Origin of the sequence: Xenorhabdus lircayensis (assembly GCF_016306625.1) — a bacterium.
GTDB classification, from domain to species: Bacteria; Pseudomonadota; Gammaproteobacteria; order Enterobacterales; family Enterobacteriaceae; genus Xenorhabdus; species Xenorhabdus lircayensis.
In genome coordinates this window covers 1-23,763 of record NZ_JACOII010000038.1, presented here as the reverse complement: position 1 = coordinate 23,763, position 23,763 = coordinate 1, and the positions used below count along the sequence as shown (strand labels likewise).

Annotated in this window: 22 protein-coding genes and 1 pseudogene; 9 read left to right on the top strand and 14 right to left on the bottom strand. The window is 44.0% G+C overall.

All coding sequences use genetic code 11. The features are described 5' to 3' along the window. Nucleotides 1–3: 3 nt before the first annotated feature. Nucleotides 4–363, bottom strand: coding sequence for a hypothetical protein (locus tag H8A87_RS10595; RefSeq protein WP_198689942.1), 360 nt, complete (start codon nucleotides 361–363; stop codon nucleotides 4–6). Nucleotides 364–674: 311 nt separating this feature from the next. Here H8A87_RS10595 and H8A87_RS10590 point away from each other — a divergent pair, with 311 nt between their 5' ends. Next, nucleotides 675–860 (top strand): YlcI/YnfO family protein, encoded by a 186-nt coding sequence (locus H8A87_RS10590; RefSeq protein WP_198689941.1) that lies wholly within the window; start codon nucleotides 675–677, stop codon nucleotides 858–860. Between the two features lie 117 nt (nucleotides 861–977). Here the strand turns inward: H8A87_RS10590 and H8A87_RS10585 are convergent, their stop codons facing one another. Continuing rightward, nucleotides 978–1,262: a helix-turn-helix transcriptional regulator gene (locus H8A87_RS10585; RefSeq protein WP_198689940.1), complete on the bottom strand. Its 285-nt coding sequence runs from the start codon at nucleotides 1,260–1,262 to the stop codon at nucleotides 978–980. 126 nt (nucleotides 1,263–1,388) lie between these two features. Continuing rightward, on the bottom strand, nucleotides 1,389–2,609 hold the full coding sequence (locus H8A87_RS10580) for a tyrosine-type recombinase/integrase (protein ID WP_198689939.1): 1,221 nt from the start codon (nucleotides 2,607–2,609) through the stop codon (nucleotides 1,389–1,391). A gap of 851 nt (nucleotides 2,610–3,460) precedes the next feature. On the opposite strand from H8A87_RS10580, the gene H8A87_RS20475 reads away from it, so the two are divergent. Further along, nucleotides 3,461–3,580 carry a hypothetical protein gene (locus tag H8A87_RS20475; RefSeq protein ID WP_408646910.1) on the top strand — a complete coding sequence of 40 codons (120 nt, stop codon included), beginning with the start codon at nucleotides 3,461–3,463 and terminating at the stop codon, nucleotides 3,578–3,580. Here H8A87_RS20475 and H8A87_RS10570 read toward each other — a convergent pair. The 6 genes and pseudogenes from H8A87_RS10570 to H8A87_RS10545 all read right to left on the bottom strand — a co-directional run. Then, nucleotides 3,579–3,674 (bottom strand): annotated as a pseudogene (locus H8A87_RS10570) (AbrB/MazE/SpoVT family DNA-binding domain-containing protein); the annotation flags it as partial. The gene H8A87_RS20475 and the pseudogene H8A87_RS10570 overlap by 2 nt on opposite strands. A 136-nt stretch (nucleotides 3,675–3,810) precedes the next feature. After that, on the bottom strand, nucleotides 3,811–5,088 hold the full coding sequence (locus H8A87_RS10565; RefSeq protein ID WP_198689937.1) for a F390 synthetase-related protein: 1,278 nt from the start codon (nucleotides 5,086–5,088) through the stop codon (nucleotides 3,811–3,813). After that, on the bottom strand, nucleotides 5,085–5,891 hold the full coding sequence (locus H8A87_RS10560; RefSeq protein ID WP_198689936.1) for an MBL fold metallo-hydrolase: 807 nt from the start codon (nucleotides 5,889–5,891) through the stop codon (nucleotides 5,085–5,087). The genes H8A87_RS10565 and H8A87_RS10560 overlap by 4 nt, the downstream gene beginning before the upstream one ends. Then, on the bottom strand, nucleotides 5,884–6,903 hold the full coding sequence (locus tag H8A87_RS10555) for an NAD-dependent epimerase/dehydratase family protein (protein ID WP_198689935.1): 1,020 nt from the start codon (nucleotides 6,901–6,903) through the stop codon (nucleotides 5,884–5,886). Before H8A87_RS10555 ends, H8A87_RS10560 begins: the two co-directional genes overlap by 8 nt. After that, nucleotides 6,900–7,898 (bottom strand): 3-oxoacyl-[acyl-carrier-protein] synthase III C-terminal domain-containing protein, encoded by a 999-nt coding sequence (locus tag H8A87_RS10550; RefSeq protein WP_198689934.1) that lies wholly within the window; start codon nucleotides 7,896–7,898, stop codon nucleotides 6,900–6,902. The genes H8A87_RS10555 and H8A87_RS10550 overlap by 4 nt, the downstream gene beginning before the upstream one ends. 646 nt (nucleotides 7,899–8,544) lie before the next feature. After that, nucleotides 8,545–9,210, bottom strand: coding sequence for a phosphatase PAP2 family protein (locus tag H8A87_RS10545; protein ID WP_198689933.1), 666 nt, complete (start codon nucleotides 9,208–9,210; stop codon nucleotides 8,545–8,547). 631 nt (nucleotides 9,211–9,841) lie between these two features. Here H8A87_RS10545 and H8A87_RS10540 point away from each other — a divergent pair. Together H8A87_RS10540 and H8A87_RS10535 are read left to right on the top strand one after the other, a co-directional pair. Beyond that, entirely contained in the window at nucleotides 9,842–10,750 is a 909-nt protein-coding gene (locus tag H8A87_RS10540; protein WP_198689932.1) for a hypothetical protein, read from the top strand. Between the two features lie 276 nt (nucleotides 10,751–11,026). Continuing rightward, nucleotides 11,027–11,899, top strand: coding sequence for a phosphorothioated DNA-binding restriction endonuclease (locus H8A87_RS10535; RefSeq protein WP_198689931.1), 873 nt, complete (start codon nucleotides 11,027–11,029; stop codon nucleotides 11,897–11,899). A 217-nt stretch (nucleotides 11,900–12,116) separates the two neighbouring features. Here H8A87_RS10535 and H8A87_RS10530 read toward each other — a convergent pair whose 3' ends face one another. Both H8A87_RS10530 and potD read right to left on the bottom strand, forming a co-directional pair. Next, on the bottom strand, nucleotides 12,117–13,685 hold the full coding sequence (locus H8A87_RS10530) for an ATP-binding cassette domain-containing protein (protein ID WP_198689930.1): 1,569 nt from the start codon (nucleotides 13,683–13,685) through the stop codon (nucleotides 12,117–12,119). Between the two features lie 544 nt (nucleotides 13,686–14,229). Beyond that, nucleotides 14,230–15,282: a spermidine/putrescine ABC transporter substrate-binding protein PotD gene (gene potD / locus H8A87_RS10525; RefSeq protein ID WP_198690032.1), complete on the bottom strand. Its 1,053-nt coding sequence runs from the start codon at nucleotides 15,280–15,282 to the stop codon at nucleotides 14,230–14,232. Nucleotides 15,283–15,502: 220 nt separating this feature from the next. On the opposite strand from potD, the gene H8A87_RS10520 reads away from it, so the two are divergent. Beyond that, nucleotides 15,503–15,661 carry a hypothetical protein gene (locus H8A87_RS10520; protein WP_198689929.1) on the top strand — a complete coding sequence of 53 codons (159 nt, stop codon included), beginning with the start codon at nucleotides 15,503–15,505 and terminating at the stop codon, nucleotides 15,659–15,661. 106 nt (nucleotides 15,662–15,767) lie between these two features. On the opposite strand, the gene potC is transcribed toward H8A87_RS10520, so the two are convergent. Genes potC through potA form a run of 3 tightly spaced genes read right to left on the bottom strand, consistent with a single transcriptional unit; the run spans nucleotide 15,768 to nucleotide 18,503 of the window. Next, nucleotides 15,768–16,547, bottom strand: a complete 780-nt coding sequence (potC, locus tag H8A87_RS10515) for a spermidine/putrescine ABC transporter permease PotC (RefSeq protein WP_198689928.1) — start codon at nucleotides 16,545–16,547, stop codon at nucleotides 15,768–15,770. Beyond that, nucleotides 16,544–17,404: a spermidine/putrescine ABC transporter permease PotB gene (gene potB / locus H8A87_RS10510; protein ID WP_198689927.1), complete on the bottom strand. Its 861-nt coding sequence runs from the start codon at nucleotides 17,402–17,404 to the stop codon at nucleotides 16,544–16,546. Before potB ends, potC begins: the two co-directional genes overlap by 4 nt. Beyond that, nucleotides 17,388–18,503, bottom strand: coding sequence for a spermidine/putrescine ABC transporter ATP-binding protein PotA (gene potA, locus H8A87_RS10505; protein WP_198689926.1), 1,116 nt, complete (start codon nucleotides 18,501–18,503; stop codon nucleotides 17,388–17,390). Before potA ends, potB begins: the two co-directional genes overlap by 17 nt. A gap of 737 nt (nucleotides 18,504–19,240) precedes the next feature. On the opposite strand from potA, the gene fruB reads away from it, so the two are divergent. The 4 genes from fruB to H8A87_RS10485 all read left to right on the top strand — a co-directional run bounded on the left by fruB (nucleotide 19,241) and on the right by H8A87_RS10485 (nucleotide 23,758). Then, nucleotides 19,241–20,371 (top strand): fused PTS fructose transporter subunit IIA/HPr protein, encoded by a 1,131-nt coding sequence (fruB, locus tag H8A87_RS10500; RefSeq protein WP_198689925.1) that lies wholly within the window; start codon nucleotides 19,241–19,243, stop codon nucleotides 20,369–20,371. 11 nt (nucleotides 20,372–20,382) lie between these two features. After that, nucleotides 20,383–21,339: a 1-phosphofructokinase gene (gene fruK, locus H8A87_RS10495; protein WP_198689924.1), complete on the top strand. Its 957-nt coding sequence runs from the start codon at nucleotides 20,383–20,385 to the stop codon at nucleotides 21,337–21,339. After that, the gene (gene fruA, locus H8A87_RS10490; protein ID WP_198689923.1) at nucleotides 21,320–23,023 is read left to right on the top strand and encodes a PTS fructose transporter subunit IIBC; all 1,704 of its coding nucleotides are present in this window, start codon (nucleotides 21,320–21,322) and stop codon (nucleotides 23,021–23,023) included. Before fruK ends, fruA begins: the two co-directional genes overlap by 20 nt. A gap of 267 nt (nucleotides 23,024–23,290) precedes the next feature. After that, nucleotides 23,291–23,758 carry a hypothetical protein gene (locus H8A87_RS10485; protein ID WP_198689922.1) on the top strand — a complete coding sequence of 156 codons (468 nt, stop codon included), beginning with the start codon at nucleotides 23,291–23,293 and terminating at the stop codon, nucleotides 23,756–23,758. The last annotated feature ends 5 nt before the right edge of the window (nucleotides 23,759–23,763 follow it).

Genomic DNA, 23,763 nt, shown 5'->3' with positions numbered 1-23,763 from the left:
CGTTTATTCCTCATAAACAGCCGCTTGAAGCGCATGATAGACGTCCTGATTGATATCACAGGCCAGCGCAATTAAGTTATTTAAATCGATAGAGCATTCGTCTTTGGCTTTTTCAAGAATGACGCAAAATAAAGAAGTTGCCAGCCCTGTATTGTGCATGGCCTGAGCAAGTGAAATAGGCGATCTCCGTTCGTATACTCTGACTATTTCAACGTCGATAGATTTATCATCTGGCAGACAAGTATCACGAATACGCATGGCGGCTTTCTCCGCACCGTGCAATGTCTTGTATTTGTAACGGGCTATTTCTTTTTTTACTTCGCCAGTACGTTGATTTATGGTGGTAACAACGATCTTAAACATGGCTTACCTCCTGAATGGAAATAAGCCATGTTGAATAAATATCTGTCAGTCGTTGATTGCCTAACGCAATTAGAAATGTAAATTTAAGGCGAGTTTGAGTATGCTGTATATCAGCCATAATCGTTACCTCTATTAACGGTTTGGTTAGCCCTCGTCTGGTACTGAGAATACTATTCGAGGGCGCTCTTTTTTCTATGTACTGATTAGTTAAGGTGTGTATCACTTTAGACTTTGCAGATACGTGCGTCAATAGTTTTAACATCATTATTTTGATGTATAATGATACACACCTAATTAATGAGGTTTCAGCAATGGCAACTAGTAACAAGAATGCAAAGTCACAATTCATGACGGCTCGTGTTCCACACGAAGTAGTAGATTTGATGGAGCAAGTTAGAACTGAAAGCGAAAGCAAGGCGCAGTTTATAGTCACTGCTATGAAAACTGAAATCAAACGCCGCCAGCGAAAATCCAAAGCATCATCTGAGCAAGAATAATTAACTAACCCTCTAAATGATCTGACCCCATAAAGTTAGACTAAAGGTTAAGAGAGGTTGATTGAGCCCTGTATTCAACGGGGCTTAATCCATTTAATTTTTCCATAATGTTATTTTTTAATTAGTAGGTTTACGGCTATACGGATTATTTATATTTTCTACGGTTGGCGGATTACGTACCCAGTGCAGCAGATCACTGAGCAACCAAGCACAGGAATTGCGGCCTAATGGCTTACGGGCAGGGAAACGGCCTTCATTTTCCAGTTTCCATGCTGACGTTCTGGATATAGAGGTAATGTGCTGGCGTTCCTTCTCACGGATAAGACGATCATAAGATTCACCATATTCGGCAAGGATAGTGCGCCGTTCTTTAGGTGTCGGAGTTATATATTGAATGGTCATGTTACCCTCACTGTTTAGTTGTTTTTGTGAGGGTATTTTACTTAATAGAAATTATTACAAAAGGAAGCACATTTGTTACGTATATATCACAATTATCATGTTCATAATCAAACTCATTCATTCCCATTATTGAACTGCTTTTAATATAACCACATTCTCATAATTACCCGCCAATACACCCAACCGCTCACACCATTTGTTTAAAGCATCTAGTTTCTCTGGTAGGTATTGACTCTTATTGTATATAGCCATAATACCCGGTAAGGCATGGCCTAAAAGTTGTTCGACTACATGTGGCGCTACACCTAAGTCATTTAGTTTTGTTGCAAAGGTTCGCCTTAAATCATGCAAAGACCATTCTTCATCATGTCCTAATCTTTTCCATATATTTCTGCCACATTGTGATACTGTTTCAGGACTTTTAAGTTCCCCTAGTAGATAACCACTTTTATGATTTTGGTAAATGAGTTTTTCTAAAAATGATCTCATTGATTCAGGTATTGGGCGAATAATTTTATCACCTGATTTGCTATTTTCCTTTGGGACAGTCCATAACATGGAATCAACATTCCATTCTGACCATTTGGATAATCTAGCTTCTTGTGAACGACAGCCAAATACAATTAATATTCTCAATAAATTATTATAGTAAGGTAAATACATATTTGTATTTAGAGATTTCCATAGTTGACCCAGCTCATTATCCTCTAAATATCTTTTGCCTTTATTCTGCTTTTTACCAACATCAGGAATCGTTAAATCATCCAGTACATTGCTGATAGCATACCTTCTCACTCGGCAAAATTTGAGAGCTTGCTTACACATCTGAAATATATAGCCAGCAGCAACAGGGGCTGTTTTTTTAGTTCTATCAAAACATTGAAGCCAATAACGAGTTTCACAATCAGCTAATGCCATGTTACCAATGTAAGGGTATATGTGCTTCTGTAACTGAGAAATGTGTTTATCAATATTTTCTCTGTTATTTTTTGCGTAGTTTTCTATCCAATATTCTATAGCTTCTTTTACTGTGACTGGTTTTAATGACTCTTGTGTTGTCAGCTTAAGCTGGAGTTTTGGATCTTTGCCGAGTGAAAGCCAGTTCCGACATTTATCACGAATTTCACGGGCTTCTTTAAGGCTCATGTCAGGATAACGCCCCAGAGTTATGATATCGGCCTCGGTCTCCCGCCCCCCAATCCTGTACTTAAAAAACCAACTGATAGCACCTTTTTTAGTAACACGGATCATCAACCCTGCACCATCGGCAAGTTTTACTAACTTATCTCTTTCCGTTCCGTGTAACGTTCTGAGTTTTTTATCAGTCAACTTATTTAATATAGCCATGTATATATCCCTAAAGAATCAGTTCACATCATCTCGGATCCCCCCACCGATTACCCCACAGTTTGATGTAAGAGTGAAACAACGTCAATAAGCACTGGAACAATACACAGTTAAAAATTGTGTTATATTTTTGATTTATAATGATTTTATAAAATCACAAGAAAACACGGAAACATAAATTACTCTAATACGGCATGAACTGATCCTAGTCTTAGATCATGTTGTTAAGAAAGCACTTTCTCTTTTAGGGGAAGTGCTTTTTTTGTTGGTGTTTATACAAATGTTTATACATGGGGAAATGTTTATATTTCATGTGATCTGTCCTTGATTTAGTGCCCACTTTGTTTTCAAATTAATCAACGAAAGCGAGGTCATGATGACAAGACAATAATATACTCCGGAGTTCAAGCGCAGAAGGAGAAGTAGTTTTAATTTCATACAAGTAAAGTTTCCATCTGATATATTTGATTCAAAAATTTATTATTATTTTCATCAGAAATCCATGGATGAGGTAGTCTCTGAGTTCAAAAAGCCCCTCAAGGAAAATGGATCGGTAGGATCGGTAAACATATTTTTATTTACGATACTTCACCTTCTATCAATAGCGGTTACAGTTACTTTATTGAGCATAATAGTCTAGTCTATGAAATCCTTGTAGGCACTGATATCCGTAGCAAAGTTGCACGGATGGCATTCCTCTACGTATTACAGCAATTAGACCCTGATAAACTGACCTATCAACCAGTGGAACAGAAGAAAAAAGAAAGACCTTGATACACCAACAATTGTTCAGCATTTCGTGCTCATTTAACCAGTACCCCAGTAAAGTGAACGAGGCTCATCAACCAATCATGATCACGCGTCAGAACGGTAAGACAGTGGTTGTACTCAGTTTGGAAGATTGGGTCAATCTCTCACCCAATCTTCAATTCTTAACCCCAAAACGCGCTCAAATTCACTGGTATTATTAATATCAACGTGTTTTACATCTTCCGGTAAAGCAACAGCTTTGGGTAAACGTACAGCCTGACTTCGATTACTTTTAAAGACTGTTGTTTTTACCATACTGGCCTCCGAAATAAAGTCTTCTGATTAAGTTCATTGAAAAAAATAGAACCTTTCTGGGATATGTCAATGGGATATACCACGCCCAGTTTGTTTGAGTTTTACCCAATAACGAGCAATATTCAACCCGACAAAATTATCCCTTTTTTCTGATAATCCGACGACGTTTATTAAACAGATCCGGCGATATCGTCTGCGATACACACTGCCACTCAATTTTATCAACATCGACGCCCTGTTTGGCGAAATGGTCGGTCAATGCTAACTGGCATTGGTGAAGGATAGATATATCGCAATCTCCTTCCAATCGCAGCATTAAGTCGCTCTGCGTCAATCGATAATCACTTGTCAGCGGCAAGGTATTGGCAATAATTCGCGAACAGGGATCAGCAAAAATACTCACGCTCTCCCCATCATGCGCTGGCAAAATCAACTGATCATCACTGCGCCCTTCGATACGTTCTATCGCCAGTGCCGGATTACCACAAGCACACGGGGTTTTCTTCACCACCAAAATATCATCAAGCTGATAACGCACAATCGGCTGAGATTCCCGCGTAAAATCCGTGATGATCGGGTTAAAGCGCGATTCATCGATCCATTTGGGTTCAATATGGAGGAATTCTTCATTAAGATGCAGCGTCCCATGCGGGCAGGTACACGCCAAGAAACCTTCCGTTGCCTGATAGATTTCTCCCACTTCCTTGAATACGCTCTCCAACAGTTGACGATCTTGCGGTTCCAGCACTTCTGCCACTGAAATCACCTTAACCGGCGATAATGACACTTCACCTTGCTGGATTTTCAATGCCAGCCCCCGTAGCACTTGAGCAGGAGCAACAACGATAGTTGGCTGGTATTCCACCAGCGCTTGTACCTGCTGATTAAAATCCGCAAACAAATCAAAAAAATGGAAGGATATCCAACGATTTTGGACACTATCGTAGAGATTATTTCCCGCGCGTAAAAACAGCGCGACCCGCTCACCGTGAAATAAGCCGTTTGGCAGCATTTTGGCAAGCATGGTTCCTGCCCAAATGCTCCGCTCTTTAGGACTGATTACGAAAATACCGCGCTGCCCTGACGTGCCCGACGACATTCCGACGCTAAATTTGCCGACTGTCAGCTTAAAATCACGCGACTGCTCACTCAACCGCGCGCACTCCAAGAGTTCATCACGCTTAAGCCCTGCTGTATTCATCTGGTCGAAGTTTTCCATCATGATGGCTTTGTTCATCAGCGGATATTCCGCCAACGGTAAATCGCCATATGAGGAAAAATAAGGACTTTTCGTCAGAACATTACGTCGAAATGCCGCTAACTCTCTTGATTGATGTTGTTCAAGCTGCTGTCGGCTGGAAAATTTCCACTGTTTCTTGGTGCGCCAATAGTACCAAAGAGTGTTGAGTATCATTCCAAATCTCCCTCATGACATAGCTGGATAGGAACCTGCTTTTGATCAATCTGGTGCAGCTTATTCAACGTTTCGTAATAGGCTCGGCTGTCATCCATAATGATATTTGCCAACCGCGCGGGCCCACGCAGTTCACGATAATTGCTCGGAGACCATGCGGCATCTCCTGCCAGCAATATCCACCCCTGCTCAGTGAATATACAAAGGCCAAGATGCCCCGCCGCATGACCGGGCAATGGAACAATAAACATCTGTTTCTGGCTCTCTGGCACTTCATACCCTTCACCCAATACCGCCAATTCTTCTGGCAACGGGGAAGTTTCAAAACCTTCGTAAAAGCTGGCTCTGGATTCGAAATCCTCTGGGATTAATCCCCGCACAAATGCCCGTTTCAACGCCGCAATGCCACGCAAATTTCGCGTTTGTTGCCAGCCTTCTCCCGAACAGATAAATTTGGACTGCGGGAAATCCCGCAATCCAGCAATATGATCACCATGAAAGTGAGAAATAATGATGCCATCAATATCACGCGGCTGGATGCCTTCTTCTTTCAGTTGCATCACCAAGGAATCTTTGGTGTCAAAGTAGACGGGCGTAACAGTGCGGTACAGCCGAATGATCCCACTGCGGGTATGATCGTAAAAATGGCTGGCATATCCCGTATCAAGTAGCCAGCGCTTGTCGTTGCACTCCAGCAGCCACGCACGGGCTGGAAAATTGCACACGCGAAAACGGGCACCTTTCAATGCCACGCAGCCGGGGTGAGTGCAATATCCCACTTCAAAAACACGCATTTTAACCATGTGAACCAGCCTGTTCATCCGTCTGTTTTAACCAATTGGCCGTCAAATGAATGCCCTCTTCCATGGTATAAATCGGCGAATAACCCAGCTCCTCTCGTGCCTTTGAGTTATCCAGCGTCATGGAATAATAGGCCGCGCCAATCCCATAACGGGTGAGTAACGGCTCTTTTTGGGTGATCATAGCAATCCCCTCCAACACCGCCGCAATCCCATACAAAAGCGGATAAGGCAATGATTTAACCCGATAATCAAACTGCATCTCGTCAAATAGCTGCCCCAAGGTCTTCGCCAATGGCTGTGGCTGCTGATTGGTGATGTTATATATCGCCCCACTTTGTAACCTTTCACGATGCGTCGCCAATGACATGGCATGGACAACATTCATTACATAGGTGAGATCCAGTGCATTCTTCCCGCCCGCAGGCAAGGCCATTGCCCCTTTACTGGCCTTAACCTGTGCCATCAGACGCGGCAACAATACTCTGTCATGCGGGCCAAATAGCCCACGGGGGCGCAGGATAATATAAGTTGTCTCAGGATACCGGCGGATAAGCTGGAGTATGCGCTCCTCTGCCAAGAATTTCGTTCGGGCGTAATCATTGGCAAAACGCTGGCTACGCTGATCTTCGGTAATGTGCTGTTGGTGTGAAAAATTAAAATACACGGCCGGAGTCGAGATATGAACAAACCGCTGGATACCGCATATTCCCGCCGCTTGTGCCAGCACGCACGTCGCGGTCAAATTGATACGTTCAAATTCATCAGGATCGCCCCAGGGGGAAGATTTGGCAGCACAATGCCAGATCGCAGCACAATCTGACATCAGCTCGATTGCCTCATCCACCGTTAACGTTTCCAATTCAGCACGGCGAAACTCCGCTCCTAATTGAGTCAATACCTCTCCCGCCTGCTGATCGCGTCCGGTTGCCACAACCGTCTCCCCACGCGATAACAGGTAATCGACGGCATTTCGTCCTAAGCCACTTGTTGCGCCAGTTACAAGAATTTTCATGGTTTCAAAATCATCTCACTTAATGAAAGGCCAGCCGCCGTACCAAGCAACATCACATAATCACGGCCATAATAGCGATCGGTTATAATCGCTTCATGCAGCGCACTTGGAATCGATGCTGCCACTTGATTGCCGCGATAACGGTAGATATTCACAAATCGCTCATCCCTGATATTCAGCCGTTTGCGGATATGTTCCAACCCTAAATGACTGGCTTGATGAGGTATCACTGTATCAATCTCAGACATTTGAAGATTGGCACTGGCAAGTAAGCGCTCTGTAAAATCTTCAATCAATGAAGCGGTGAGCTTAAACAGTGGCTTACCCTGCATCTGGAACAAGAAATCGCTATTTTCCATTCCCGCACGGAGATTCTTACGGGTTCCGCCAGCGCGGATTTCACATAACTCAAGACCTTCTGGATAGGTTTCATGCTTATGGGTAACAATCCCGCTCTGCCCATCCCCTCTTTCAACGATCATACAAGCCGCCCCATCACCAAAAATCAGTGAGGATTCTTGATGTGACCAATCGATACCACGGGAAGCCATCTCCGCAGAGACAATCGCAATACGTCGATACTGCTTCGTCGCTAACAATCCACCTGCAACATGCAAAGCTGAGACAAAACTGACGCAGCTTGCATTAATATCAAAACAAGCGATTCCTGCCTTTAATTGGCTCTCTTTTAAGATATGCGCAGCAGAATAAGGTAAGGCCTGAATAGGTATTGCAGAAGCTGAAATCAAAAGGTCAATAGAGCCCGGCGAGATCTGATGTGTCTGTAAAGTATTATGCAATGCCTCTGCAGCCAATTTAGCCGGAGACGCTTCATAGTCAGAATGATAGCGATATTCAATACCCGAACGCTTTTGTACAAAACCATTCGGTTTATTTAATTTCAGATCTAAGTCGGATGAATATACCTTATGCGCTGGCAAAGCAGTGCCAGAGGCAATGATCTTTAATGGGATCAATTCGTTTGAGCTTTTCATTTTTTTATTACTTCCGAATGTTAATTTTTTGTTGAAATATATTTCAGAATATGAAGTGAGTTCTGAATATAGGGTTTATAACAAGTTAGTATTTATCAGATAGTCTATTAAACAGGAAGTAGACATTTATGATACATCATATTACTAAATTGAAATATCCAATACAGCTATATGAAAAATAAAAGTTTTTATCAATTTACTATTTCAGTGTCATAAATTTTTTTTAATGAAGGAAACGCTTCATGAGATTTCATCATGGAGTTTGTTGTGTTTATGTAAAATAAAAATAAATATTAACTTACAAATTAAATAACTTGATTTAATTATTTAAAATAGTTAATTTTAGTTTTTATTTCATAAGTAAATCATTAAAATGACAAAAATCAATAAAATATCACTTAAGCATTAATCCAATATTTTCAGTTCTTTTTATGATTAAATAAAAGCAAATCCTCAATTTATCAAAACATATATCTTTTAAAAATAAAAATACTGAGATTATTCTTCTGAAGAAGCAGATTTTATTTAGACAAATAGCTCCACTAAACAAAATACTATTTTTCCCTTTGTTTCATTTTTTCCTTTGCCCCGTTTCCATAAGGAAGCGGAGCATGAATTTAGAACCTATCGATAATGTTCAGTGCGTTCATGAAACTCTGCGTTTATAGGCTTGCTTGCGATCAGAACGGGCTGCCATGACCTGTAGAATTATCTGGCTCAAAATGCCAATAACAATCGCCGTTAATATCCCAGCCACAAGATCGATGAATAAATGCCGCCGCAACTGAATGATGGAAAAGCCGATCAACACGCCCCACGTTAACCACAATAGCCGACAAACCTTTTTCTTCCCTTGCCAAAGTGCATACACGGATAATGCAGTTAACGAAGCATGCAGTGAAGGCAGGCAATTTTGTGCCGAATCTATCGCGACCAAATGATGGAGCAAACGATCTGCGATCTTATCACCCATAATAGGTGGGTAATCGAGTGTGGTAGGATAAAGCAAATAGATCAGGCCAGAAAACAGAGCGCAACCCTGCATTGCCAGCATAAACCAGCGAACTCTGGACAACGGACAGAACAGATAAGCCAACGGTATTAACAAAAAGAAAGAGAGATAGAGCCAGATACCATTGGAAGAAAACGCTATCCATTCATCAATGGCAGAAAGTGGCAATACAGTCACTTGAGCGTGATAGGTTGTTGTAAGGTAATAGTTCGTTGTGAACTGGTAAACAATACCAACCAACCCCCATCCCAATAAACAACATAATAGGCGGTATCCTAACCGTTCAATACGCCAGCTCATTCTGACCTCCTAATCATTCACAGAATATTTCCGTTTTATTATATTTGACTTAAATTCGTTTTTTTCAGAAAAAGAATAATCTATAAGAATCTAATGGAATAGGCTCTAAGTATAGACTCATAGTAAACTACTATTTATCAGGAAATTGAGAGAATCGAAAGAAGATATCTCTTAAATAGAAGAAAATTACATTCCAATTACATTAACTTAAGAATCTTTTTAAGAAATACCTCCACATTTAATTTCATTTCGAAAAATATTTTTTAAATCACTCAATATCATTTTGTGGGTAATGTATTCAAGGTGTTGTTCTTTGTGTATGGTCTTCACTTTTTCGGAGAGAGCATAGATGGCAACGGTAGAAGTCAAATGTTGATTTTACAATCCGTGAAAAAACATGGCATAGGGAGAGGGGAACATCAGCGTTACCGTTTGGTTAAGTAGTTATAGCTGTACTTACAACTATTGTAAATACAGTTAGTTATTCATCTGGATCTCATGACATTTTATGATGATAGATAAAAATATATTAATTTCATACGTAATTATAACTTTTTATTATTTTATTTTTTATTCTTGAAGGGAGTAAGTTTAATTACTCTAGTCCTACAAAGTTATATAGGAGATCGTTTTGTGTAAGCAGAAAAAAGAGGGAAATAATCGAGTAACCTCCAAAAGCGATATCAATAGTAAAACGATAGAAATCATCCTGCATCAGGAGATAAACTTTTTAGATTATTATGGTGATAACAAATTTATCTTATTCGATAGTTATATTTGTGGCATTAACCTTAAAGTCTTTGGCAAGAATGAAGAACATTCTGATGACATTAAAATGAAGTTTCTTCTCCCTGTTTATTACGCTATTAATAAGGTTTATGCAAGAGTGGATGATTTATCTAAGATAGTGAGAAATATTAACATTTATATAGAAGAGAAAATGGGGCTAACTGAAGTTAGGTGGCCAGGAAAAGAAGACAAAATGGCAGATAATATATCGAGAACAAAAGCAGTAGGTATTGATGACCCCTATCTTCATATAAATGCTCAAAACATTAAAAAAGTAAATGAAATTAAATCTCGTCAACATTCCTTCTGGAGAAGGAATAGGGGTATAAATAAAAATAGCTCGGTCCAAATTGAATGTGGTGTGCCAGATCAACTTTATCACGAAGCCATATCAGGAAGTAGGAAGTCATTGGAATTAAACCCCGAAAGTTCAACGAAGGTCATTGCTTCCATCGTACATGAAATCGGACATATCATTCATGCACAACGGATTGAATCAAAAGAAAAATTTTGGCTTGCCAGAAAGACTAGTCAGCAAGAGAAATATACTCTCCCAGCAAAAATTGCTGAACAAGTGAGCGGTTATGTTATACAGAAAAATAATTCTAATGAGTTTGTTGCAGAAGTTTTTACTGGTTTAGTGTATGGAAAGAAATACAGTAAAGAGGTATTAGAATATTACCAATATTATTTGGGGCCTGAGCTCACTGGAATAGAACTTCCCAAATTATCACATAATTGGAATCCCTAAAGATCATGGCGATTATCTTTCTTCAGGAAAAATTATTTTACTACATTGCAAGTTGAAATCTATTGCTAGCGAACCGAATAGGGTTCTTGATCCACATAAATCTCATTTACATGTTATTCTAAATAAAAGGTGTATGGCGTACATTTTACTGCCTATACACCTTCTTCAACAAGTCATATATAACCCGCCATAAACCTCTTCCAAACCAACACCTTGCCCTCTCCAACTTTTGCGAGCATGATCGCAATACCTTGTCCCATTAATTAAACAAATTACATGCCTACAATCAAAGAACTACAAACCGCAATTTCAAACCTTTCTATATGGCGCAAGGGTGATCAACGTGCGCCACATAAGCCGTTATTGTTGCTGTATGTGCTCTCTCAATATCAGAAAGGCCATGAACGACTGTTTGATTACGGGGAAGAGATCCACCAGCCGTTGCTGAATCTACTCAACCATTTTGGCCCAAAACGCAAAAATCACGATCCTTCTTTACCGTTCTGGCGGTTACGTGGCGACGGTTTTTGGGCGTTGCAGAATACTGAACTATGCACACCACAAAAAGGCAGCAGGCAACCGCCAAAGCGTGAATTGATTGAATTTGGTGTTAAAGCGGGTTTCGACCAACAAAGTTATCAGTTATTACGCAAAAATCCCGCTGTGATCGATAAATTGGCGCAGCAGATCCTCAGTGAGCATTTCCCTGACAGCGTACAGGAGCTGCTTGCCAATCAACTGGACTTTTCTTTAAGTGATATCCGCAAAATACGTGATCCGCGTTTTCGCCAACAAATATTGCGGGCCTATAACTACGAATGTGCAATTTGTGGCTACAATCTTCGACATGACGATACTCCCGTTGGTCTGGAAGCAGCACACATCAAATGGAAACAATACGGTGGTCCCTGTACCGTAAATAACGGACTCGCCCTGTGTTCACTGCATCATTCTGCATTCGATATGGGATCAATCGGCATTGACAATAATATGAATTTACTGATTTCAGAAAGTATTAATGGCGGCCCGATGGTTAAGCATCTTTTTTGGAATTTCGCGAAAAAACAAATATTACTTCCCCAAAACAGAGACTATTACCCTTTGGAAGGTTTTATTACCTGGCATCGTGATCAAGTGTTTAAGCAATAATCCACAAGCGTCTCTGCTGCTTCTAACCAAAAACGGTATATCAGATGAATTTGTTTAAACACATAGCCATTTGTAAGGGAGAAGGTTATGGTTAATTGCGAAGTAACCGGCTCTAAAAGATGGATTTTAGAGCCTTTATAACGCATTGGTAGGAACGTTCAACCGATCATTTTTTGCTTAACTGATCGGCATTACCCACAAAGCAGCCTGTTTTGTCTCAGTCGGAAAGATTCAGTTCATGTGTGATACCACAATTTTCAACGAATGCCTCATCATGGGAAACCAGCAGTAATGTCCCCTGATATTCACAAAGTAAGTTCTCTAACAATTGCTTTGAATCCAGATCAAGGTGGTTATCCGGCTCATCCAGCAAGAGCACGGCCGGAGGTGAGGGGCTGTGTGTCAGGGCAAGCAGCGTGGCTTTCAATTGTTCACCCCCGCTGAGCTGATTTAAAGGCTGTAGCGATTTATCCCCTCTTATCCGTAACATACCAAGCTGAGTCCGCCATTGTTCGACAGAAAATGCAGGTTGGTAGTGATGTAATGCTTCAGCAACTGGCAGGGTTTTATCCAGTAGGTTCAGGTGCTGGTCGAGGTAACAAAAAGTATCATTTATCCGATATTCTCCTGATACAGGCAGAATTTCTCCACTCAGAACTTTCAAGAGTGTTGATTTGCCGCTGCCGTTACTGCCTTTGATGTGCCAGTGTTCTCCGCTATAAACCGTGAATGAGAGTGGCTCAGAATAGCCGTAGGGCAATCTGAGCTCTGAGACAAATAGGGTTATCTTCTGTCCGTCCGGCTGGTAGTTCAGAACCATTTTTTGTTGTCGGGTATGTGTCTTTTTCTCATTGAGCTCCTGTGATTGTGTTTGCAGGTTTCCCAGCACCCGTTGATGACGTTGGGCTGCATTAGACTGCCGCTGTTCCGCACGATTTTTCTGCATATCCAGTAACAGGAGTGACTGAGAGCCACTGCGGCGGATAGCTTCTCCTTGTCTGCGCCGTTGAGCTGCTTTCTGAAGGCTGGTCTGTTGTTGACGCTTTTCGTTACGGATACGGGTATCCAGACGCTCAGAGGCCGCTTCAAGTGATGCTATGGAGGAAGCCTTCTGCTCTTCATAAAGTGTATAGTTGCCGCCATATTCGCAGAGTCCCTTGTCGGTTAACTCAAGAATCGTCTGCATATGAGCAAGTAGCGCACGGTTATGAGTGACCACCAGTGAACCTGCTTTGTGTTGTTCCAGCCGGTCGGTAAGCCACTGCCGCCCCTCATGGTCAAGATGGTTATCCGGTTCATCCAGCAGGAGAAAGTGGTCGCTATGCAGAAAAGCGCGGCATAGGGCAAGTCGGGTTTGTTGCCCTCCACTGAGGTTTTGTACCAGAGTCTCCATCGATACAGGTAAACGGGCGGAGTCCAGCAGGTTCTGCCACATAGCCGGTTGCTGCCACTTACCATCAAGTCTTTCGAAGTCATCCATTGTCGCTGTCCCGGCTTCTACCCGTTGAAAAGAGTGATAGAGAGCTGTGACACCCAAGGCACCGGCAATGGTTTCTCCTGCCAGTCGGGTCAGTTGGTCAACATAGGTAAAGGGCATATTCCAGACTATATGTCCTGAGGTAGATAATAGTCTCTGTGCCAGCAGCCGTAACAGTACTGATTTACCTTTTCCGTTACTGCCGATCAGTGCAGTTTGCTGGCAAAACAGTGTACCGTTCAGCGGCGGAAAAAGATCCTTTTGATTAAATTCGATACTAAGTTGTGAAAAATGACAGGCTATCGTCATGCGTACCTCCTGAATACAGGTGGCAGACAACGCAGGGATCTCTTTTCAGGAGAGAAACGGATGATAACTATTGCCTGCCAGGAACAGAAAAAAGAATACCATTGGGTATCTGTATACATTTTCTGGCAGTACTTAGTTCATCGTAGGGAAACGCCTTCTTAGTTAGGTTTGTCAGAGAAATAACGGCTGTATTATAATTAGAGATTATAGCATTAGACAATATGGTCTAAAAAATAATAAGAAATATAATAAATGAAGTCATTAATATGGCTTTCTTATCGTCAGAAAAAAGCCAGCCGTTATGGTTTAACGCCAATCAGTTAAGCAAAAAATGATCGGTTAAACGTTCCTACCAATGCGTTATAAAAGCTCTAAAATCCTTATTTTAGAGCCGGTTACTTTGCAATTGACAATTGCTATGTCTCTTTACCGACAAGAGCCTTTATGGAGTATTGTTTCCAAAAGTATTGCTTCCAAGGCTCAACTGATGTTATCCGATAAAAAAAAGCATAATTGCTCCCTTTCATTCAAACTCAATGCCGGTTCACTGACCCGCTTTCAGTTTTTGGAAATACTCTTCGTACAGAATATTGGCATTGCCAACATCACTCTGCCATTCCCCTTTTTGGATCACGGCTTCATCAGGATACAGAGATTTATCTTCTGTCATCTCTTTAGGCAGCAATTTTTTCGCAGCCAGATTCGGAGTCGGATAACCAATTTTCTTAGCCACTTGTGCTGCAATCTCTGGACGCAACAGGAAGTTAATCAGCTTTATCGCACCATCGACATTCTTGGCATTGGCAGGGATCGCCAGACTATCCATCCAGAAAATTCCGCCTTCTTTCGGCCAGATAATATCAACGGGTGTTCCCGACTGACGTGCAACATAGGCAGAACCCGGCCACATCATACCAATATCCACTTCACCTTCCATGAATGGATTGGCGGGGTTGTCAGAGTTGAATGCCAACACGTTTGGCATCAGCGTTTGTAATTCCTGATAAGCGGCTTCAATCTCTTTTGGGTTGGTGGTATTGCCGGAATAACCAAGCTTCAACAACGCCATTTGAAAGACTTCACGGGCGTCGTCAGTCAATACCAAGCTGTTTTTATACTCTGGCTTCCAAAAATCAGCCCAAGCAGTAATGGTCTTGGGATCAACGCTATCACTGTTAACGCCAATCGCCGTTGCCCCCCAAATATAAGGGATAGAGTAATCGTTATTCGGGTCAAAAGACTTATGGAGCAAGTTCGGATCAAGATTATGGAAATTGCTTAGTTTGCTTGTATCGATTTTTTGCAGCATCCCTTCTTTACTCATCTTTGAGACAAAGTAAGTGGATGGAACCACTAAATCATAAGCGCCGTCTTTATAGGTTTTCAGCTTGGTGTACATGCTCTCATTGGATTCGTAGGTGGAATAAATCACCTTGATCCCAGTTTCTTTAGTGAACTGGTTGAGCAAACCAGGCGGAACGTATTCAGTCCAGTTGTAGAAATACAGCGTTTTGCCGTCATTTGCAGCCGCCGCATTCACCGAACCAATGCTTAATGCCATCATCCCAGCGGCTAACAGATAGAACCACTTTTTCATGTTGTTTTTCATGTAAGTGCTCCCCCTCGCAGTTGGTGCGTTAATATCATATATAGGTTCGACGTGAACCTATCCCCGGAAAAACGGCTATTATAAGAGCCGCATTTTGTAGGGTAAAGCCACTTGTTATGTTGTAGGATGATGAGTTGTATAGTTCATCTATTTTAATGACAAGACGCCATTTTTATGTGTAAAAAAAACACAAATAGAGGAAAGTATCGTGAACATATTCACCATTTCACACACCCGCAAAAACCTAACTGCGATTATTATCAACGAAGAAGAATATAAAACACGACAGAAAGCGAAACAGGATGCTGAATTTGCTGAGATCATCGACCTATTCGATTCATCAAACAGAGAGCTAACAAATAAATGATCAGGCACATCCCCATCAATGGAGTGATGACTGGAATAGTTTACCTATGGAACGCTGTTACAAATAAGAAAAGCGTAGCCAACCTGCAACCACGCTTAAAAGAAGATTAAGACTTACCCGTGCGATCACGCATCACAAATTGGCTAATCAGCACTAAAACCAGCGACATAAGCAGCAAAATCGTTGCCAATGCGTTTACTTCCGGCGAAACGCCTACTTTTACCATTGAATAGATCTTCAGTGGCAGGATTTCATAGCTTGGCCCCGTCACGAATGAAGAAACAACCACATCATCCATCGACAGGGTAAAGCTCAGCAACCAACCCGCCATGACAGCCGGCATCGCCAGCGGCAGGATTATTTTGCGCAGGATGGTTAATTCGCCAGCCCCCAGATCGCGCGCCGCTTCCAGCATCTTGACGTCAAAATCTTTCAGGCGGGAGTAAACCGTCACAACCACAAACGGCAGACAGAAGGTGATATGCGAGAACAGCAGTGACCAGAATCCAAGCGAAACGCCGAGCAGCATAAACAGCACCAGCAATGAAATCGCCATCACGATATCCGGCGACATCATCACCACGAACAGCATCCCGCCAACGAACTTTTTGCCACGGAACGAATAACGATACAGAGCAACCGCAGTCAGGGAGCCGATCAACGTGGCAAACGTGGCGGATGTCACCGCCATCGTCAGAGAATGACCTGCCGCTTGCAGCAGGCTATCATTGGAGAACAACAGACTGTACCACTCGGTGGTAAAACCCTGCCAGCGAATGCCAAAGCGTGACTGGTTAAACGAGCTCACCAGCAGAATAATAATCGGGATATACAGGTAAGCATAAACGATGGTCATGAAGCCACCGCGCAACAGGCGTCCTATCATTCCAGCTCCACCTTTTTGTTCAGCAGTTTAGCCGCACGATAATAGACGAACAACATCAGCCCCATCACCAGCGTCAGACAGATGCTGGTCGCCGCGCCAAACGGCCAGTCACGGATGTTAAGGAACTGGCTCTTGATCACATTCCCAATCAGCAGGTTTTTCGCCCCGCCCATCAGATCAGCCACGTAGAACAGCCCCATTGCTGGCAGCAATACCAGCAAACAACCCGCAATAATGCCCGGCATGGTCAGTGGTACGATGATACGGATAAAAGTCTGCAATTTTCCGGCACCCAAATCGCGCGCCGCTTCCAGACAGGCGTTATCCAGCTTTTCAATGCTGGAATAGAGCGGCATCACCATAAACGGTAGCAGGATGTAAACCAGCCCCAACACGACGGCCTCAGGGGTATACATGATGCGCAGCGGTTTATCGATAATTCCCACCCACAGCAGAAAATCATTCATGTAACCGCGAGTGCTGAGAAACATCTTCAAGCCATAAATGCGGATTAATGAGTTCGTCCAGAACGGGACGATCAGCAGAAATAGCATGAGCGGACGCAGTTTCTTCGGCATACGCGCCAAGAAAAAAGCGAACGGATAGCCAATCACCAGACAGCACAGCGTCGCCACAATCGCCATATTCAGCGAGTGCAGCAATACCTCGGCATACAGCGGATCGAACAATCGGGTGTAGTTATCCAGCGAAAATACCATCTGCACCAGATTGGCATCATCACGGGTCAGGAAGCTGGTTCCGATGATCATCAAATTCGGCAGAAAAACGAACAGCATCAACCACGAGACCATACCCGTAATGACGATATTCTGGAATAGTTTACGCGTCTTCTTCATCGACCAGCACAACCTCCCAGCTTTCTACCCAAGTGACGGCGATCTTCTGGTTCAGGGAATGGTCAACATCAGGATCATCTTCGTTGAAGAATTCGCTGACCATGACCATTTTGCCATTTTCCATTTCGACCACAGAATCCAGCGTCATCCCTTTATAGTTACGTTCACGAACATAACCAATCAGGCCAGAGACTTGCTCACCGTTATTGATCTCTTCCACGCGCAAGTCTTCCGGGCGCAGGAGCACTTTCAGCGTTTGCCCAACAATCACGGGCAGCGCGGTGAAAATATCACACTCGTGGCCTTCAACATTGGCGCGTATCCGCTGCTCATCAATGCGATGCAGCACGCTGGCATCAAAGATATTGATTTCGCCGATAAAGCGGGCAACGAACAGGTTTTTCGGCTCTTCATAAATCTCACGCGGAGAACCATCCTGCTCGATACGTCCGTCACGCATAACCACGATACGGTCTGACATGACCAGAGCCTCTTCCTGATCATGGGTCACGAAGATAAAGGTGATGCCGAGCTTGCGCTGAAGCGCCTTCAGCTCATTTTGCATCTGCTTGCGCAATTTGTAATCGAGCGCGGACAGCGATTCATCCAGCAACAGAACTTTGGGCTTATTTACAACCGCACGGGCAATCGCCACGCGCTGCTGTTGACCACCGGAAAGCTGTGCAGGTTTACGCTGGGCAAACTCTTCAAGCTGCACCATGCGCAATGCGTCCTCAACACGCGGAGCAATCTCTTTTTCCGGTGTTTTCTGCATTCGAAGTCCAAAAGCGACGTTTTCAAATACTGTCATGTGGGGGAACAGGGCATAACTTTGGAAGACCGTATTGACATGACGGTGCTCGGCGGGAATATCAGTAATATCCTGCCCTTCCAGTAAAATTTTGCCGCAATCCACATCTTCTAACCCGGCAATCAGACGGAGTACTGTGGTTTTGCCACAACCGGATGGCCCAAGAATGGTCAGGAACTCGCCATCATTGATTGTCAGATCGAGCTGTGAAATAACTTGTTTGCCGTCGAAACCCTTACTCAAGGCTTTCAGTTCAACAAGTGGTGTCAGAGAGGTATGCTCAGTCATTTATGCTATCATCTATCCCTTGGAAGAATGCAGATAGAACCGCCACGGGAAAAGACTGTGTCAGCTAGCAGGAGGCATCATTTCTCCGCTAAAGCTCAAAGCCAGTGGCGCCGGTTGAAATTACGAAGCGCGCATAATAAACGCAGTAAGCCCAAATTGAAAGCTGAAACACCGACAATATGTCATTTTTTATTATCATTTCATAAATGATAACGATGCGCACCATTTTGCGCCTCGTTTTCCCGGTTAGAAATAATTTCCTATTGATTATTTTGCAATCAAAAAGAGTATCTTTTTTCAATAAATTCCAGCAACCAGCAAAAGCAGGCTCCATCGCCATCAATGTCCTACTCGCCGGTGTTTCCAAGAAACTTCAATATTATTTCTCCAGTTATGGCATTCTGACTCCCTTTTCATCCCCACAACTCCCCACAATCATCATTCCGATGACGATTTCTTTTTTGGCATTGGGATCCTTTAATTCATTAGTATTATTTTTTATTGTTTTAATAATGAATTTTATAATCCATTGTTTTTACTGGAATGCAAATAACTAAGACCGCTATCACTATTTAAGAAAATAATCCAAAATCTCACTTTACACCCTAACTCTTTGGCGAATAATAAATAAAATTATTTGGCTTATTCGATAATAAAAATAACATGAGTTTATTCAGCATCATTTTTTTGCCCAAAAAGCTGAATCGTTTCAACTTATTATAGGAAGGTAAAATTCAATGTTTCATCTATCGTTACAAGATATTCATCTGGCAGCGCATGCTGATAATAAAGAAAGCGCCATTCGCCAAGTTGCCGACGCCCTGACCGCTGCGGGATATGTCAGTAAAGGATACGTTGAAGGGATGCTGGATCGTGAAATACAGTCTTCAACCTATCTGGGCAATGGCATTGCCATCCCACACGGCACCCCCACAACCCGCAACAACGTGCTAAACACTGGTGTACAGGTGATGCAATTTCCGAATGGCGTCACATGGGGCGATCACCAGCCCGTCTACATCGTTATCGGCATCGCCGCAAAATCTGGCGAACACCTTAACCTGCTGCATCAACTGATCCCCATCATCAGTGATGAAAACCGTGCCAGCCAGATGGCAAAAACCACCTTGGTTGATGAACTATACCGTTTATTGATGAACTCACAACCGTCCTATCTGCTGGATGCCTCCACGATCACATTGGATATCGATACGTGTGATCTGACAACCTTGCAGGCTATAAACATCGCCCGTCTGCAACAAGCTAACGCAGTGAATGCGGACTTTATTGCCGATGTCCTCGCCAGACCACCGATAAACCTCGGGCAAGGGATCTGGTTAAGTGACAGTTCGCTGGGCAACCTGCACAATGCGGTCGCCATCGCCAGACCCAAAACCCCCTTTACCCTTGATAAACAACCTGTCGGCCTGCTGCTAACCATCAACTGCGCAGACGATCAACTGCATACCCTGCTGAACCAACTCAGCACCCTGCTACAACAAGGTGAAGGAGAACGCCTGTTACATGCCAAAGATAACGCAGACATCATCACGCTGCTGACAATGGATATGCCGCAGGAAACCGACGCCCTGACCGCAGATTTCATCCTGCCCAATGAACACGGGCTACATACCCGCCCCAGCGCGCTGCTGGTCAACACCATCAAACAATTCAACAGCCACATCACCCTCACTCGCCTTGATGGAAGCAGCGTTCCTGTCGATGGCCGTAAACTAATGCAAGTCGCGGGTCTGGGTATCAAACAAGGCGAGCGGATTCGTTTTACCGCTATCGGCTCCGATGCCAAAGACGCGCTAACCGCCATTGAAGCCCTTATCAACAAGAATCTGGGTGAGGAAGTGGCATGAGCAGGAATGGCATGAACAAAAGAGTCGCCACCATCACCCTAAACCCCGCTTATGATTTAGTCGGGCTAACCGGAGATATTAAAACCGGCGAAGTCAATCGTATCCAGACCGCCGGATTATATCCGGCGGGCAAAGGCATCAACGTAGGCAAGATCCTCACAACCCTAGGCATCGACGTCACCGTGGGTGGCTTTCTGGGCAAAGATAACCAGAGCGGCTTTCAAAAAACCTTCGCAGAACTGGGCATCACCAACCGATTCCAGATTGTGGAAGGACAGACACGCATCAACGTCAAACTCACTGAGCAGAACGGCCTCGTCACGGATTTCAACTTCTCAGGATTCAGTGTCAGCAAAGAAGAGTGGCAGCGTTTCGCCGAAGACTCCCTCAAATGGCTCAGTGAATTCAGCATGGTGTGCGTGAGCGGCAGCCTGCCAGCGGGCGTCGAGCTGGATGACTTCACCGACTGGATGAAACGCCTGCGCGAAGTCTGCATGTGCGTAGTGTTCGACAGCAGCCGAGAAGCCTTAGTCGCCGGACTCAAAGCCCTGCCGTGGATGGTCAAACCGAACCGCCACGAGCTGGAGATCTGGGCAGGCAAATCCTTGCCGACACAAGAAGATATCATCACCGCCGCCCATGAACTGCGCGCTGCGGGGATTTCGCACGTCATCGTCTCACTGGGCGAAGAAGGCGCTATTTTGGTCAACGCAGCGGGCACATGGCTCACCAAACCACCGCATTGTGAAATCGTCAGCACCGTCGGCGCGGGCGATGCCATGGTCGGCGGCCTGATTTACGGCCTGATAATGGGACAGCCCTGCGAGCACACATTACGCCTTGCTACCGCCATCTCCGCTATGACCGTCAGCCAAAGCAACGTTGGCAACATCGACCGCCAACAACTCGCCCGATTGATGGCGAAAACAACAATAAGAAGAGAATTGCATGAAAACACTCATTATTAGCAACGATAAACAGGGACAGGCGCGCGCTTACCTCGCCCGACATACACTGGAGAACGCCGCCGCCAAATATGGCCTTCCTCTTGTTACCGACATGAACGATGCCGAACTGGTGATCATCATCGGTGAATCTGCACCCATTACCCTGAACCTGCACGGCAAAAAAGTCTTCACAGGTTTCGCAGAACAAGCGATCCGCGAACCCGGAAAGTTTCTCCAAAATGCCAAAACACAGGCCAGCATTTATCAACAGCAAGATACCGCCAACGCGACGGATAACGCAGTTCAACATAAACCCGTAAATATCGTCGCCATCACCGCCTGCCCGACCGGCGTCGCCCATACCTTTATGGCCGCCAAAGCGCTGGAGACGGAAGCTCAAAAACGCGGTTGGCAGATTAAAGTAGAAACTCGTGGCTCCGTGGGAACTGGCAACTCCATCAACGAAGGAGAAATCGCGGCAGCGGATCTGGTGGTTGTGGCGGCAGATATCGACGTAGACCTCACCCAATTCTCCGGCAAACGCCTCTATCGCACCTCCACAGGCGCAGCCTTGAAAAAAACCGCCCAAGAGCTGGATAAGGCACTGACCGAAGCCGAGACTTATACCGCCAAAGGCAACGTTTCCTCATCCAACTATTCCAATAATTCAAACAATAAAAAACAGGAAAGCACCAGCGCCTATCAGCATCTCATGACCGGCGTTTCCTACATGCTCCCGATGGTTGTCGCGGGCGGCCTGTGCATTGCATTGTCATTTGTGTTCGGCATCGAAGCATTCAAAGAATCCAGCACGTTGGCGGCAGCACTGATGCAAATCGGCGGTGGCTCCGCACTTGCCCTGATGGTTCCGGTACTCGCCGGTTACATCGCCTACTCCATAGCAGGACGCACCGGACTAGCTCCCGGCCTTGTCGGTGGCATGCTCGCCGTTAGCACCGGAGCTGGGTTCCTCGGTGGGATCATCGCGGGCTTCCTCGCAGGTTACGTTGCCAAATTCCTGACAACCAAACTGCATCTACCGCAAAGCATGGAGGCGTTGAAACCGATTTTAATCATTCCACTGGTAGCAACATTAGCAACCGGATTAATCATGATTTACGTTGTAGGCAAACCCGTTGCGGCAATTATGGAATGGCTGACACATTGGCTGAAATCCATGGGAACAACGAATGCAGTGATTCTCGGTGCCATTCTGGGCGGCATGATGTGTACCGACATGGGTGGGCCAGTGAATAAAGCGGCATATGCGTTTGGGGTGGGATTGTTGAGTGCCCAAACGTATGGCCCGATGGCAGCGATTATGGCTGCGGGGATGGTCCCCCCCTTGGCAATGTGGCTGGCAACAGTCATTGCGCGGAATAAGTTTGACCAGAGTGAACGCGAAGGAGGAAAAGCGGCGCTGGTGTTGGGGCTGTGTTTTATCTCCGAGGGAGCGATTCCATTTGCGGCGAAAGATCCGGTAAGGGTGCTGCCGAGTTGTATTCTGGGCGGTGCGGTTACGGGGGCGCTTTCGATGTACTTTGGCGTGCAACTGATGGCTCCGCATGGCGGGCTGTTTGTGTTGTTGATACCGGGAGCGATTACGCCGGTGTTGATTTATTTGGGGGCTATTTTGGTTGGCACGATACTTACCGCTGGGGTTTATGGGGTGGTAAAGAGGAAAGATGTTGAGGTCGTTGGTTGAGATTTATTGTGTAGGAGGAGTTGCGAATAACCGCAACTCCAGAAATTTATCTAATCACCAGTTCGGTATAGCTCTTCGTGACACTGATAACAGTAATGAATTCTCTTGTCAGAGATTTTCTGCCATAAATAACTGCTAATGCGATTTAAGCCACAGTAATAACAGCGGATTCCTTTATATTCTACTATTATGCAATTTAATTCACACTACGCCATGCCAATAGGTAATTAGTAAGCCCTTCATTCTTATGACTAAGGGAGACTATTTATGATATTCAGGTCAAAATCGTTCAGTACTAATAGACCAGATTATTTCAGTTCGTTAAATCGTTCTAAATCTAGCCCTGATCTGATTTCAATGTCTTTTGATGCTAAAGCATCTTTAGTCCCAGAGAAAGTTTCTTTATCAAAAGCATATGAGATTGCAAAACACATACAACTTCAAATAGAAAATGATAAATGGAAACTTAAACTGAATAAAAAAGAAAGAAGGGATGTAGAATTGAGAAATTGGAATGATAGATGCATATACTCTTGTGGTGTTTTTCAATCTATAAAGGAAAGAGTATGTGAAGTATTAAAGGAAGATATTAGCCAACAAGAAAAATACCAGTGTTTTGTAACAAATTTTAGAGGATTCCCCGTAGGGGTTTTGATAATGACCATTACAGATAAGAAATTACTTAATGCACCTAAACTTCTACCTGACATACCTCTAATTTCGGTCATGTATTAAATGGT

Excerpts from the sequence above, each read along its gene's own strand:
- H8A87_RS10595 (WP_198689942.1), bottom strand. The coding sequence starts at position 363 with ATGTTTAAGATCGTTGTTACCACCATAAATCAACGTACTGGCGAAGTA.
- H8A87_RS10590 (WP_198689941.1), top strand. The coding sequence starts at position 675 with ATGGCAACTAGTAACAAGAATGCAAAGTCACAATTCATGACGGCTCGT.
- H8A87_RS10585 (WP_198689940.1), bottom strand. The coding sequence starts at position 1,262 with ATGACCATTCAATATATAACTCCGACACCTAAAGAACGGCGCACTATC.
- H8A87_RS10580 (WP_198689939.1), bottom strand. The coding sequence starts at position 2,609 with ATGGCTATATTAAATAAGTTGACTGATAAAAAACTCAGAACGTTACAC.
- H8A87_RS20475 (WP_408646910.1), top strand. The coding sequence starts at position 3,461 with ATGATCACGCGTCAGAACGGTAAGACAGTGGTTGTACTCAGTTTGGAA.
- H8A87_RS10565 (WP_198689937.1), bottom strand. The coding sequence starts at position 5,088 with ATGATACTCAACACTCTTTGGTACTATTGGCGCACCAAGAAACAGTGG.
- H8A87_RS10560 (WP_198689936.1), bottom strand. The coding sequence starts at position 5,891 with ATGGTTAAAATGCGTGTTTTTGAAGTGGGATATTGCACTCACCCCGGC.
- H8A87_RS10555 (WP_198689935.1), bottom strand. The coding sequence starts at position 6,903 with ATGAAAATTCTTGTAACTGGCGCAACAAGTGGCTTAGGACGAAATGCC.
- H8A87_RS10550 (WP_198689934.1), bottom strand. The coding sequence starts at position 7,898 with ATGAAAAGCTCAAACGAATTGATCCCATTAAAGATCATTGCCTCTGGC.
- H8A87_RS10545 (WP_198689933.1), bottom strand. The coding sequence starts at position 9,210 with ATGAGCTGGCGTATTGAACGGTTAGGATACCGCCTATTATGTTGTTTA.
- H8A87_RS10535 (WP_198689931.1), top strand. The coding sequence starts at position 11,027 with ATGCCTACAATCAAAGAACTACAAACCGCAATTTCAAACCTTTCTATA.
- H8A87_RS10530 (WP_198689930.1), bottom strand. The coding sequence starts at position 13,685 with ATGACGATAGCCTGTCATTTTTCACAACTTAGTATCGAATTTAATCAA.
- potD (WP_198690032.1), bottom strand. The coding sequence starts at position 15,282 with ATGAAAAAGTGGTTCTATCTGTTAGCCGCTGGGATGATGGCATTAAGC.
- potC (WP_198689928.1), bottom strand. The coding sequence starts at position 16,547 with ATGATAGGACGCCTGTTGCGCGGTGGCTTCATGACCATCGTTTATGCT.
- potB (WP_198689927.1), bottom strand. The coding sequence starts at position 17,404 with ATGAAGAAGACGCGTAAACTATTCCAGAATATCGTCATTACGGGTATG.
- potA (WP_198689926.1), bottom strand. The coding sequence starts at position 18,503 with ATGACTGAGCATACCTCTCTGACACCACTTGTTGAACTGAAAGCCTTG.
- fruB (WP_198689925.1), top strand. The coding sequence starts at position 19,241 with ATGTTTCATCTATCGTTACAAGATATTCATCTGGCAGCGCATGCTGAT.
- fruK (WP_198689924.1), top strand. The coding sequence starts at position 20,383 with ATGAACAAAAGAGTCGCCACCATCACCCTAAACCCCGCTTATGATTTA.
- fruA (WP_198689923.1), top strand. The coding sequence starts at position 21,320 with ATGAAAACACTCATTATTAGCAACGATAAACAGGGACAGGCGCGCGCT.
- H8A87_RS10485 (WP_198689922.1), top strand. The coding sequence starts at position 23,291 with ATGATATTCAGGTCAAAATCGTTCAGTACTAATAGACCAGATTATTTC.